The sequence below is a fragment of the Paracoccus litorisediminis genome, from assembly GCF_009711205.1.
In the GTDB taxonomy this organism is placed as follows: Bacteria; Pseudomonadota; Alphaproteobacteria; order Rhodobacterales; family Rhodobacteraceae; genus Paracoccus; species Paracoccus litorisediminis.
Genome location: NZ_WMIG01000009.1, coordinates 69,836 through 82,500 on the forward strand (window position 1 = coordinate 69,836; position 12,665 = coordinate 82,500).

The 12,665-nt window shown below is 62.9% G+C and carries 14 protein-coding genes; 1 reads left to right on the forward strand and 13 read right to left on the reverse strand.

Annotated elements, in window-relative coordinates:
- Nucleotides 1–35: 35 nt before the first annotated feature.
- The 6 genes from GL300_RS15560 to GL300_RS15585 form a co-directional block, all read right to left on the reverse strand.
- Entirely contained in the window at nt 36–485 is a 450-nt protein-coding gene (locus GL300_RS15560; RefSeq protein ID WP_343043069.1) for a GNAT family N-acetyltransferase, read from the reverse strand.
- Complete coding sequence (locus tag GL300_RS15565) at nt 482–1,129, reverse strand: phosphoribosylanthranilate isomerase (protein WP_155040575.1); 648 nt, start codon at nt 1,127–1,129, stop codon at nt 482–484. The genes GL300_RS15560 and GL300_RS15565 overlap by 4 nt, the downstream gene beginning before the upstream one ends.
- A gap of 3 nt (nt 1,130–1,132) precedes the next feature.
- Nucleotides 1,133–1,525, reverse strand: a complete 393-nt coding sequence (locus tag GL300_RS15570; protein WP_155040576.1) for a LapA family protein — start codon at nt 1,523–1,525, stop codon at nt 1,133–1,135.
- 39 nt (nt 1,526–1,564) lie between these two features.
- On the reverse strand, nt 1,565–1,900 hold the full coding sequence (gene ihfB / locus GL300_RS15575; RefSeq protein WP_225612433.1) for an integration host factor subunit beta: 336 nt from the start codon (nt 1,898–1,900) through the stop codon (nt 1,565–1,567).
- A 251-nt stretch (nt 1,901–2,151) separates the two neighbouring features.
- Nucleotides 2,152–3,831: a 30S ribosomal protein S1 gene (rpsA, locus tag GL300_RS15580; RefSeq protein WP_155040578.1), complete on the reverse strand. Its 1,680-nt coding sequence runs from the start codon at nt 3,829–3,831 to the stop codon at nt 2,152–2,154.
- 282 nt (nt 3,832–4,113) lie between these two features.
- On the reverse strand, nt 4,114–4,698 hold the full coding sequence (locus GL300_RS15585; RefSeq protein WP_155040579.1) for a (d)CMP kinase: 585 nt from the start codon (nt 4,696–4,698) through the stop codon (nt 4,114–4,116).
- A gap of 165 nt (nt 4,699–4,863) precedes the next feature.
- Between GL300_RS15585 and GL300_RS15590 the strand changes: the two genes are divergently transcribed.
- A complete protein-coding gene (locus tag GL300_RS15590; RefSeq protein WP_170297686.1) occupies nt 4,864–5,721 on the forward strand; it encodes a helix-turn-helix transcriptional regulator in 858 nt (285 codons plus the stop codon).
- A 60-nt stretch (nt 5,722–5,781) separates the two neighbouring features.
- Here GL300_RS15590 and tsf read toward each other — a convergent pair whose 3' ends face one another.
- The 7 genes from tsf to GL300_RS15625 form a co-directional block, all read right to left on the reverse strand.
- The gene (gene tsf / locus GL300_RS15595; protein WP_155040581.1) at nt 5,782–6,693 is read right to left on the reverse strand and encodes a translation elongation factor Ts; all 912 of its coding nucleotides are present in this window, start codon (nt 6,691–6,693) and stop codon (nt 5,782–5,784) included.
- A 119-nt stretch (nt 6,694–6,812) separates the two neighbouring features.
- Nucleotides 6,813–7,589 (reverse strand): 30S ribosomal protein S2, encoded by a 777-nt coding sequence (rpsB, locus tag GL300_RS15600; RefSeq protein ID WP_155040653.1) that lies wholly within the window; start codon nt 7,587–7,589, stop codon nt 6,813–6,815.
- 741 nt (nt 7,590–8,330) lie between these two features.
- Nucleotides 8,331–9,362, reverse strand: coding sequence for a phage late control D family protein (locus tag GL300_RS15605; RefSeq protein WP_155040582.1), 1,032 nt, complete (start codon nt 9,360–9,362; stop codon nt 8,331–8,333).
- A complete protein-coding gene (locus GL300_RS15610) occupies nt 9,353–9,562 on the reverse strand; it encodes a tail protein X (RefSeq protein ID WP_343043070.1) in 210 nt (69 codons plus the stop codon). The genes GL300_RS15605 and GL300_RS15610 overlap by 10 nt, the downstream gene beginning before the upstream one ends.
- Nucleotides 9,543–9,953 (reverse strand): phage tail protein, encoded by a 411-nt coding sequence (locus GL300_RS15615; protein ID WP_155040583.1) that lies wholly within the window; start codon nt 9,951–9,953, stop codon nt 9,543–9,545. Before GL300_RS15615 ends, GL300_RS15610 begins: the two co-directional genes overlap by 20 nt.
- On the reverse strand, nt 9,953–12,100 hold the full coding sequence (locus GL300_RS15620; RefSeq protein ID WP_155040584.1) for a phage tail tape measure protein: 2,148 nt from the start codon (nt 12,098–12,100) through the stop codon (nt 9,953–9,955). The genes GL300_RS15615 and GL300_RS15620 overlap by 1 nt, the downstream gene beginning before the upstream one ends.
- Nucleotides 12,101–12,406: 306 nt before the next feature.
- Nucleotides 12,407–12,655 carry a phage tail assembly protein gene (locus GL300_RS15625; protein WP_155040585.1) on the reverse strand — a complete coding sequence of 83 codons (249 nt, stop codon included), beginning with the start codon at nt 12,653–12,655 and terminating at the stop codon, nt 12,407–12,409.
- Nucleotides 12,656–12,665: the final 10 nt, after the last annotated feature.

Here is a 12,665-nt window from a genome sequence, read left to right on the forward strand (position 1 = left end):
CGCGATTTGGGTATTTGTGAAACGGTGAAAGCCCGTCAGAGGGATTTCTTATAGCCGATATGAGAGGCGGTAAAGCCGAGCCTGTCGTAGAAACGATGGGCCTCAAGGCGGGCTTTGTTGGTGGTGAACTGCAGCAGCGTGCAACCCGCTGCGCGGGCGCGGTTTTCGGCGTCAGCGATCAGGTCTGCCCCGATGCCCTGCCCTCGCAGATCGGGCGCGACGCGCACGCCCTCGATCTGGGCGCGGCGGGCGGCGGTCAGCGACAGGCCCGAAATGAAGGTGATCTGATAACAGGCGATGATGTCGGGACCGATGGTCCCGACGATCAGCTGGTTCGCGGCCTCGGCCTGCATCGCCTCGAACGCGGCCAGATAGGGTGCAAGGTCGGTGCCTTCGCGTCCCCGGCCCAGAATATCGTCGGCCAGCAGGGCCACCACCGCGGCCACGTCGGCGGCTTGGGCGGGGCGAAAGCTGACAGCAGTCACAGGATCGGGGCCGTGGCGCGGGCGATGAAGCTGCGGATCTTCTCGGCATCCTTGACGCCCGGGGCGCTTTCGACGCCGGACGAAACATCGACGCCCTGCGCGCGGGTCAGGCGGATCGCGGTGTTGACGTTTTCCGGGGTCAGCCCGCCCGCCAGCAGCCAAGGCTTCAGGATCTGACGCCCGGCCAGCAGCCGCCAGTCAAAGGCCAGCCCGTTTCCACCCGGCAGCACCGCATCCTTCGGTGCCTTGGCGTCGATCAGCAGCATGTCCGCGGCCAACCCGTATTCCCAAAGCGCGTCCAGATCCTTCGGCTCGGCAACGCCAACGGCCTTCATCACCGGCAAGCCGGTCAGGGCCTTGACCTCGGCCACGCGGGCCGGGCTTTCATCGCCATGCAGCTGGATGATGTCCAACGCCACCTGCGCCAGCGTCTGTTCCAGCGTGGCATCGTCAGGATTGACGAACAACCCGACGCGCGCGATCCCCAAGGGAACCGGCGCCACCAATGCGGCGGCGGTTTCCGGGGTCACATGACGCGGCGATTTGGGGAAGAACACGAAACCCAGATAGCGAGCACCCGCCGTGATGGCCGCATCGACGGCCTCGGGCGTGTTCAACCCGCAGATCTTGACCGAAACGGACATGGCTTAACGCGTCGCCGGAAGGCCGGCCCCGGCTGAACCGGGACGTGCGGCGGATTCGTCGAGGATCGCCAGCACCTCATCCTTGGGCTTGGCATGCGTGCGGCGCAGATCGCCAAGCTCACGCTCCAGCCGGGCCAGTTCGCGGGCGCGGGCCTTGGCTTCCGAGCGTTGGCCGGATTCGCGCAGCCATTCCCAGACCAGCCCGACGATCAGACCAAAGACCATGGCCACGAACAGCGCCAGGAAGGCCGGCGCGGTCAACGACCATTGGCCATTGGTAAAGCGGGCCAGTCCCTCGGGGACAAGGTTGACGGTGATCGGATCGCGATTGGCAAGCGCGACGAGGATCAGCACCACGGCCAGAACAAGAAGAAGGGACAGCCGGATCACGCGCATGACTTACCTCGCAGCAGAAATTTCCGCCGCCAATCTGGCCTATTCCTCAAGCCCGTTCAACCGCTCGCGCAGGAGTTTACCGGTCTTGAAGAACGGGACGTGCTTCTCGTCGACGCTGACGGATTCGCCGGTGCGCGGATTGCGCCCCTGACGCGAGTCGCGCTTCTTGACCGAGAAGGCCCCGAAGCCGCGCAGTTCAACCCGGTCGCCGCGGGCCATCGCATCAATGATCTCGTCGAAGACCGTATTCACGATCCGTTCGACGTCTCGCTGGAACAGATGCGGATTCTCTTCTGAAATCTTCTGGATCAGTTCGGATCGGATCATCTTGGTTCCCGAATTTTGGCAAGTTCCAACAACGACCTGCTTTCCCAATCTTAATTCAGCGGGACAGGCTTTCAATGCCTGAACGTGCCCAAGGGCAAAAGGTTGCCGAATTTTTCAGAAAGATCACGCGCTTCGACCGAATTTCGGTCTTTTGCGGCCTGTCGGGGCGATCCGCCGGCCCGGATCGACGGCGCGACATGACGTCGCGGCAGCTATCGGGCGCGCGACAGGCATGGTTTCAGACATGAAAACGCCCCCGGCCACATGGACCGGGGGCGCAAAAGACGCTGATCCGGGGATCAGTTCTTGTTCTTCAGCGCGGCGCCGAGGATGTCGCCCAGCGAAGCGCCCGAGTCGGACGAGCCGAACTGCTCGACGGCTTCACGCTCTTCGGCGATTTCGCGTGCCTTGATCGACAGGCCCAGACGACGGGTCTTGGTGTCGATGTTGGTGACGCGGACGTCCACGTTGTCGCCGACCTGGAAGCGCTCGGGGCGCTGGTCCTGACGGTCGCGGGCCAGGTCCGAACGACGGATGAAGGATTTCATGCCGTTGTATTCGACCTCGATGCCGCCATCTTCGATCGCGGTGACCGCGACGGTGATGACCGAACCACGCTTCACGCCTTCGACGGCTTCAGCCATGGCTTCGTTTTCCAGAGCCTTGATCGAGAGCGAGATGCGCTCTTTCTCGACGTCGACTTCCTGGACAACGGCTTTCACCATGTCGCCCTTGCGGAAGTCCTGGATGGCGTCTTCGCCACGGGTATCCCACGAGATGTCCGACAGGTGAACCATGCCGTCGATATCGCCTTCGAGGCCAACGAACAGACCGAATTCGGTGATGTTCTTGACTTCGCCTTCGATGACGGTGCCGACCGGGTGGGTCTCGGCGAAGACTTCCCACGGGTTGCGCATGGTCTGCTTGAGACCCAGCGACACGCGGCGTTTGGCTTCGTCGATTTCCAGGACCATGACGTCGACTTCTTGCGAGGTCGAGACGATCTTGCCGGGATGGACGTTTTTCTTGGTCCAGGACATTTCCGAAACGTGGACCAGACCTTCGACGCCGGCTTCGAGTTCAACGAACGCGCCGTAATCGGTGATGTTGGTCACGCGGCCGGAGTGAACCGAGCCGATCGGGAACTTGTTGGCAACCGTATCCCACGGATCGGCTTGGAGCTGTTTCATGCCCAGGCTGATACGGTGGGTGTCTTTGTTGATCTTGACGACCTGGACCTTGACGGTCTCGCCGATCGACAGGATCTCGGACGGGTGGTTGACGCGGCGCCAGGCCATGTCGGTGACGTGCAGCAGACCGTCAACACCGCCGAGGTCAACGAACGCACCGTATTCGGTGATGTTCTTGACAACGCCCTCGACCGTCTGACCTTCGGTCAGGTTGGCGATGACTTCGGCGCGCTGTTCGGCGCGGCTTTCTTCCAGGATCGCGCGACGCGAGACAACGATGTTGCCACGGCGACGGTCCATTTTCAGGATTTGGAACGGCTGCTTCAGACCCATCAGCGGGCCGGCATCGCGAACCGGACGGACGTCGACTTGCGAGCCCGGCAGGAAGGCAACAGCGCCGCCCAGATCGACGGTGAAACCGCCTTTGACGCGACCGAAGATAGCGCCTTCAACGCGCTCTTCAGCGGCGTAGGCTTTTTCCAGACGGTCCCAGGCCTCTTCGCGGCGAGCTTTCTCGCGCGAGATCGAGGCTTCGCCGCGGGCGTTTTCGACGCGGTCGAGGTAAACCTCGACTTCGTCGCCAACCGCGATCGAGGGAGCTTCGCCGGGATTTGCGAATTCTTTCAGATCAACGCGGCCTTCCATCTTGTAGCCGACGTCGATGATGGCCTGACCCGCCTCGATGGCGATGACACGGCCTTTGACAACCGAACCTTCGTCCGGGGTGTCAATTGCGAGGCTTTCGTTCAGGAGGGCCTCGAATTCCTCCATGGTCGCTTTAGCGCACATATGTAATACAGTTTCCTTTGCGTGGTTTTCTGGCCTTGCGGTTGGCTCCGCCGGTCTTTTGTAGCCCTGGGTCAAGCACAAAGGGTCGCGGCAAAGCCCGACCCCTGAGTGATTTGGCCTGTTATGGCCTTATCTCTTGTCCCAACGCGGGCGATATAGCGATTAATCCACAGGCTGGCAAGCATTTCCGGGTATTTCCGCGGCCAGCAAGAGCGATGTGACAGCTTCCACGGGCCGCAAAACCGGATTGGGTGTTTAAGAAACGATGAAAGCCCAGACGGGTCAGGCCCCTGCCCGCCTGGCAAGGTTGATCGCCAGTTCGACCGCCTCGTCGATAGTCAGTGTCGAGGTGTCGATCAGCACCGCGTCATCGGCCTGCCGCATCGGTGCCACGTCCCGCGCCGCGTCGCGGGCGTCGCGTTCGCGCAGTTCGGTCAGGATCACGCCTTCATCCGCGCCAAGCTCAAGTGCGCGGCGACGAGCGCGGATTTCGTCCGAGGCGGTGACGTACAGCTTCACCTCGGCCTCGGGGCAGATCACGGTGCCGATGTCGCGCCCGTCAAGCACCGCACCGGGTTCCGTCCGCGCGAAGCGGCGCTGGAAATCGACCAGAGCCGAGCGGACCTCGGGGATGGCGGCAACGCGGCTGGCGGCCTGTCCGGCGGCGGCGCTGCGCAGGTCGTCACGGCGCAGGTCATCGGGTGTGAGTTCGCGTGCTGCAAGGATCGGATCGCCGCCAAGCGCGCCGACCGCACGGTAAAGCAGCCCCGTGTCCAGATGCGCAAAGCCGAAGCGGGCGGCAAGGGCGCGGGCGATGGTGCCCTTGCCCGAAGCGGCGGGACCGTCGATGGCAATGGTAAAGGACATATATGGGCTTTCCTGTTGGATCCGGCTTTTCACCGGGGGCTAACCATCGCGCGGCACCTTGGTCAAGTTCGTTATCGTTACCGGTTGTGGCCGGGGTGCCTTGCCTCTGGGTTCTGACGGTTCATAATTACCGCTCCAGAGCTGATGAGGATGACGAACAACACCATGCCGACAATTGACTCCTTCAAACATGTCCTGTCGGCAAGGACCGTCGAAGATGCCTGGGACAGATATGTCGAGCGACTGACCTATTTCGGTTTTCCCCATCTGCTTTACTTCACCCATCGGATCATCCGCACGGGCGAAGAGAACGTGGTGGACGAGGCGATCGAGCTGACCTCGCTGCCCGGTCGGCTGCTGTCCGAGGTTCTGGATCAGGGGCTGATGCATCACGTACCGATGCTGCGCTGGATCGTCCGCAATCTGGGCTGCCAGAGTTTTGACTGGCTGCACGAGCCTCAGGCACAAGGGCGGCTGCAGCCCGAAGACGCGCGCTGTCTGGCGTTGTTTCGCGATCACGGACTGGGCCATGGCATGGCGATCAGTCTGGCCGATCGCGCGCCCCGTCTGCGCGGCGGCGCGTTGATCCTTGGCCCGATTGGCGCGACGCAGGCCGAGCTTGACGGAATCTGGCAGACCCGCGGGCGCGAGGTAGAAACGCTGACCCTGTTGCTGCATCAGCGGCTGGCCAACCTGCCCTTCCGCAGCCCCGAGCAGATCCTGACCTTGCGTCAGCGCGAGGCACTGGAACTGGCGGGCATCGGCTTCAACACGCAGGAGATCGCCACCCGTCTGGACCTGAGCGCCGCCACGGTCGAAAAGCACATGCGTCTGGCGCGGCATGCGCTGGGGGCACGAACCACGGCGCAGGCCGTGATGATCGCGGTCACCCGGCGGCAGATCTTTGTCGATCCGGGCGAAGGTTGCAGCGCGGTCAGCGAAACCGGGCGACGGGGGCCGACCGGGCCTTGGACCTATCGGCAGTTCCCGGATTCCGCCGGGCACGAACCGTCCGGGACCTGACATGCGAAAACGCCGGCCCCTGGGGACCGGCGTTTCGTAATCATCGAAGACAGCGCAGGATCAGTTGCCGCCAAGGGTCTTGGCGACCTCGGCTGCGAAGTCCTCTTCTTTCTTCTCGATGCCGTCGCCGACCATCACGCGGGCATAGCCGGTGATCTCGACGCCAGCTTCTTTCGCCGCAGCCTCGACCGTCAGGTCGGGGTTGATGACGAAAGCCTGGCCCAGCAGGGTGTTTTCAGCGACGAACTTCTTCATCCGGCCCGGGATGATGTTGTTCTGGATCACGGCTTCCGGCTTCGGCTTGTCCGAGGTCGCGTTCTCTTCCAGAGCCTTGGCGGTCTGGACTTCCAGCTCACGGGCCAGCAGCGTCGGGTCGAGGGTCGCTTCCGACAGCGAGACCGGGTTGGTCGCGGCGATGTGCATGGCGAATTGCTTGCCAATCGCCTGCGCCTTGTCCGCATCGCCTTTCAGCGCAACCAGAACGCCGATGCGGCCCAGACCGTCAGCGGCAGCGTTATGGACGTAGGAAACGACGGTGTCGCCTTCCAGAACGTGCATGCGGCGCAGCGTCAGGTTCTCGCCGATACGAGCGATGGCATCGGTCACGACTTCCGAAACCGGCTTGCCGTTCAGATGGGTGGCTTTCAGCACCTCGACATCATTCGAGGTCGACAGCGCGACATCGGTAATCTCGCGGACCAGCTGCTGGAAGTCGGCATTCTTGGCGACGAAGTCGGTTTCCGAGTTGATCTCGACCGCAACGCCGCGGCCATCGACAACCTGCACGCCGACAAGGCCTTCGGCCGCAACGCGGTCAGCCTTCTTGGCGGCTTTGGCCAGGCCCTTGGTGCGCAGCCAGTCGATGGCGGCTTCCATGTTGCCGTCGGTCTCGGTCAGCGCCTTCTTGGCGTCCATCATGCCTGCGCCGGTCGTTTCGCGCAGCTCTTTCACCATAGCAGCGGTGATAGCCATCCGATGTCTCCTTGTTCTGAAATTGCGTCAGGCGGGGCTTATCCCCGCCTGATGAATGTTCCATGAAGCCCCGCAAGGGCGGGGCTACCGGCCCGGCCCAAGGCCAGGCCGTGGCCCGATCAGGCTTCGGCGACGACTTCGGTTTCGCCTTCCAGCTCTTCCTCGATGCTGGCTTCCAGCGCGCCGAGGTCGACACCGGCAGCGCCCATCTGAGCGGTCATGCCGTCCAGAGCAGCGCGCGAGGCCAGGTCGCAATACAGAGCGATGGCGCGAGCGGCGTCGTCGTTGCCCGGGATGACATAGTCAACGCCTTTGGGCGAGCAGTTGGTGTCGACGATGGCGACGACCGGGATGCCAAGTTTCTTGGCTTCCAGGATGGCCAGGTCTTCCTTGTTCACGTCGATGACGAACAGCAGGTCCGGCAGGCCGCCCATTTCGCGGATGCCGCCCAGCGACGCTTGCAGTTTGGCCTGCTCGCGGTCCATCTGCAGACGCTCTTTTTTCGTCAGACCTTCGGCGCCACCGGCCAGGGTCTCGTCGATGGCTTTCAGGCGCTGGATCGACTGGGAAACGGTTTTCCAGTTGGTCAGCGTGCCACCCAGCCAGCGGTGGTTCATGTAGTACTGAGCCGATTTCTCGGCGGCTTCGGCGACGGCTTTCTGAGCCTGACGCTTGGTGCCGACGAACAGAACGCGGCCGCCTTTGGCGACGGTGTCACGGATCGCCTGCAGAGCGGCGTCCAGCATCGGGACGGTCTGGGTCAGGTCGAAAATGTGGATGCCGTTACGTTCACCATAGATGAACTCGGCCATACGGGGGTTCCAGCGCTGGGTCTGGTGGCCGTAGTGAACGCCAGCTTCAAGCAGCTGACGCATGGAGAATTCAGGAAGCGCCATATCAAGGTCCTTTCCGGTTTGAGCCTGGGCGGGGTTTTCAGGGACCAAGGCCCCAACCGGTGGACCTGCGAGGGATTTCTCCCCTCGTCGGCCCGACCCCACCTGTGAAGTGCGCGCCATCTAGTCCGTTTTCAGCTTGAATGCAAGCCCCTGCGGACCTAGCGCCGCACAATCCCCACGCATGGCCCTTGCCATGTCACCCGCCTCCGGAACGCGGGTCGGTTTAGCTCAGCGGGCAGAGCAGCTGATTTGTAATCATGTAGAAACCAAATGATTGCAGCCCACTAAACCAAAAATATCCCACAGACATATCGTGAACGAAGCTGAAACGTGGGAACCGGCTTTGGGGAGTATTCGCCTGACCGGTTCATGGCTGAGGCCAAGAGCGGTACCAAGCGCAAAACGGGCTCGAAGAGGCGCGCGTGCCGTATCGCCTCACCCTAGCAATCACCATCCTCTTTCGCCGCCACTGCGCGCCAAGGTTCGTCCGTATCCGAGTAGCCAAGATAATGAAGCAATTTCGTTGGCTTGATCTTAACGTCCTCTTTGATCGAGGCCGGGATCGTTTGGAGAATGAGGAAGGCGGAGACGCTCAAATTAATGATGATGAGCCATTTCATATCCCGCACACCCATTAATAAACGTTTAACACACACTGAGGTGTATAGCCGTGTTTCGTCACAGCCTAAAGCTGTGTATTGGGATTTTTTTCTGAACGCCCGGAACGGACTCTTAACGTGCCTAAATCGGCGGAACCTCGGCCGAAATGTTCGACTGCCAACCGTCAGCGGAAAAGGTGTGGCTGACCTCCGAGATCAGCCATTCCCCAGCAACACCTTCCCTGAACCCTGCAAGCGCCACACGGCCCTCGGCCATCAGGTCGGCCCGTCCCGGAAGCTGGAGCCGCAGTGTCCGCGCCCCTCGCTGTCCGCGCCGCGCCTCGGCGGCCGCGGCGGCCCGCGCTGCCGCCTCGGTGGGATAGATCTTCTTCAGCCGCTTCACTTGCGTCACGCCCGCAACCCCGGCAGGCACGCCATCCGCTTCGACCTCAACCGGCTCCGACTTGCCGAAATCACGATAGCTGGCGATCACCTTGGCGAAGGCCCCCCGGCGCGTGATCCGCATCGACCAGGCCGAGACCTGTTTTGGGGTCAGCGCGACGACGGGCAGTTTCGTTCCCGTGCCGCTGACGCTTTCGCCGGTCTGGCAAACGATGAGGGCACCGCCCCCGGGTTTGAACACCAAGCCGTTCTCACGCGCGATGCGTGTCAGCAGGTTCATGTCGCTTTCGTCGATCTGGTCGATATGCGGCAGGCTCACCTTGCCCGCCGCCTCGGAGACCGATGCCTTGAAGCCGCTCTCGGCCGCGATCATCCCGACCAGCTTCGCCACCGTCGTTCCATCCGGCCAGCTGCGGGTGCGCGCGTTCGAAATCGCCGACTTGCCCTGATCGCTCGTGCCATGGGCCGCAGCATAGGCGGTGATCCGCATCCGGTTCGGCGGCCCCGTCACCTCGACTTCATCGACGATGTAGACGCCAATCACCTGTGAGCTGAAGAGATAGCCGAGGGCGATCTGGATCTCGGCACCCGTTTCCGGGATCACCAAGGGCGTCAGCGGCAGGTGATCCGTCAGCTCGATCTCGCATTGGTCCGACTGGATCCCGGCGGTGTCCGAGATCCGGATTGAACTGACGCGCGGCAGGAAGGCCGACGTCTGGTCCTTGCCATTGACCGTCACCTTCAGCGCGGGCTTCCATTCTGTCAGCCCCATAGCCGCACCCCCTCGACCTGTGCTGGCGCCTGTTCATCCGGGATCAGGATCAACAGGCCGGCGGGAAGTTCTTCGCCCTGCCCGGCCAGCCCCGGATTCGCATCGAGGATGCCCTCGACCAGGAGCCCGTCCTGCCGATCGTAAACGCGCCAGGCAATGCTATCGGCGGTGTCGCCTGCCTTAGAACGGTAGGAGCGCACGCAAGCCTCCATCATAGCGTGATAGCCGCAGATCGAACTCGATCCGCTTGGCCGCGCCGCGCGGCATGAAGATGGATTGCCGTTCGCTGATCTGTTCGAGGGCCCACAGCCCCCAGACCCTCCCCAAACCATCGATCAGCGGCAGCGGCACACCGAGCGAAGCCTGGGCCCGCATCCTCTTGACCTGGTCCAGCCCGCCCCGAAACAGCGGGAAGACGACCCCGCGCAGTTCCAGCGTTTCCGGGCCGAGGCCAGTGAACTGCAGCGCATCGTTGGTGCCGATCCGTTCCTGCCGCGCCCATCGGTATTCCGCCGTCCGGCTCAGTTCCTGATAGGCGGCGGTGTCCAGGCTGAACTTGTAGACCCCGAGCCGCATCATGATCGATCCCATCAATAGCCCCCATCGAAGAGGGCGCCGCGGGCGCGGCTCTCCAACTCGCGCAGGACTGCATCGGCGATCTGTCGCGGGTCTTGCCCGGGTTGGGCATAGACGGTGATCCCACCGACATTGACCTGCGGCGCCGCAGTCGCCGCGACCTGATGGCCGGCAGACATGCGCGGTGCAGCCGGCATAATGTCCTCGATCGAGGCCGCTGCAGAAGGCATTGCCCCGAGGGCGCTGCCCAGGGCCGCGATCTTCCCGGCATTGCGGGCCATCACCAGCAACTGGCGGTTATGGGCAATGAAGCCGGCGCGGTGTTCATACATCGCCTCAGGCCCGCGTTCGCCGACGATCAGCGGGCCGGGCCGGAATGCCCCGCCGACGGCACGCATCTGCGGCGCGCCGTTGACGCGGCGGTTCCATTCACCCTCGGCGGTTTCGCCCGGCTGCCGACCGGTGAACCAGCCCGAGACCTTGTCCCCAATGGCAGCGCCATTTTCTTTGACCCATGTCAGGCCGTCGAGAACCGGCTTCAGGACGCCTCCGAGCCAGGCAAACTTGTCGCCGATCCACTGCAGCACCGGCCCGAAATAGGCCTTCAATCCGTCCCATGCCGCCTTGATCGGATCGAGCATCCCGATCTTGTCGAGAACTGGCGCGATCCAGTTGGTCCACGCCACGGTGAAGATGTTCGCCACACCTTCCCAGAGTGTTTCCCAATATCCGGTCATCCCACTCCAGACGGTCTTGATGCCCTGCCAAGCTTGCCCGAGATCGCCGGTGAAGACGCCACTGACGAACTGGGCGAAGCCGATGAAGGTCTTGCCGACATTCCCCCAGAGCTTCTGGAACCACGGCCCGACCGCGTCCCAGTTCCGGTAAATCAAGTAGGCCGCACCAGCGATCGCCGTGATCGTCGCGCCAATCGGGTTCGCGGCAATCGCCAGAGAGACAAGCCGAAACCCGGTCGAAACAAGACCGAGGCTGACGCTGATGGCATTGAGCCCGATGGAGAGCGTGCGCAAGGCGCCGCCAAGAGCGAACAGCCCGGCAAAGCGAAGCGCAACGAGCGCACCCCGGAAGGCGATGAAACCGCCGGCGGCGAGCGCGAGATTACCGATCAGCTTGGGATGGGCTGCTGCGAGGGTGGTCACCTGATCGATCACCGGCCCGAAAATCTCCATGAGCTGCCGCAGCGGCGGGATCAGGGCATCGCCGATCGCGATGGCAAGATCCGTGATCCGGTTGCCGAAGGTGATCAGCTGGGAGGCGAAGACCCCATTCCGGGTCTGGAACTCCTTGAAAGCCGAGCCTGCATAGCTCGCCTCGTTCGAGACCATGCCGACACTGTCCCTGATCAGATCAAGGTTGGTCAACAGCGGCCCGAGCGCCCGGGCCTCATCGCCGAAGATGTCCGACGAGACCGAGGCCTGAACATGCTTCGGCAGCTTTGCGAGGCGTTCCATGACATCGATGGTCGTTGCGACTGCATCCTCCTGCATGCGGCGCGCGACTTTCTCGCTGTCCAGACCAAGCGCTCGCATGGCCGCGGCCTGGCGCTTGGTGGCGCTGCGGCCCTTGGTCAGGGCACGCCCCATATTGAGGAAGCTGGTGGCCGCAACCTCGCTTTGCGCACCAGAGGACAGCATGGCCGAGCCGAAGGCGGCGGTCTGTTCCGCGGTAAAGCCGAACTGCTTGCCCATGGCCCCGACCCTGCGCACCACGTCGAGAACATCTGCCGCACTCGACGCCTGGGCATTGGAAAGATGGTTCATGGCGTCGAAGAGCTTGACGGTCTCGCCGATGGTCAGCCCGAGTCCGGTCTTCAGCTTGGCCATCGCATCACCGGCATCGCCCGCAGCGATATCGAATGCGGTGCCGATTTTGGCGGCGCTTTCGGTAAAGGTAATGAGATCATCGCCAGCGATCCCCGCCTGCCCTGCAGCGGCCGCGATCTCGGCCAGGCCGGTGACGGTCATCGGGACTTCCTTCGACAGGTCCCGCAGATCCTTCTTGAACAATTGCAAAGCTTCCGGAGAGTCGAAGTCGACCACCTTGGTCACATCGGCCATGGCGCTTTCAAAATCCATGGCGGCCTTCACCGGCCCCCCGATTGCGCCTTTCAACGCATAGAACGCGCCGACGGCATCGAGCACGCCACCGCGCGCCTTTTCGATCGCGGCGTCGTTCTGGCGGATCGCGGTGCCGATCTGGTTTTGTGCAGAGCCAAGCGCGCTGCCGATTGCGCCAAGCTTGGCATTGGCCTCGGAAACGGCGCGGCTGAGCGTGGCCGCAACCACGCCGCCGATGGTGATCGTTGCATTAAGTCTTTGGTTTCCGGCCACGGGGCAGCCCCTCTATCCACCAGATGAAACGGCTGACGGGCATTGCCCCAATTTCTGCGGCGCCCCAGCCGGTGTGGGATGCAAGCGCCAAGGCGAAGTGGCGGATCTCTTCCGGCTTCAGTCCAAAAAACTGGTGAGCGCGTTCTGCAGGCGGCGATAATTGCGGCTGGTCAGCTTGGCGATCTCTTCTGGGGCAAGGCTGCATAGATTGCCCAGCATGGCGATCTCGCGCTGCTCAGCCGTACCCTTGGTGGCCAGCTGATCTTCGACCAGCGGCTCGCGCATGGTCACAAACGATCCGCCATGCATCGCAACGGTCAGGCTGCCATCGGCGTTTTCGGAGATGTAGTCGGGTCTGTCGGTCATTTGCGTGCTC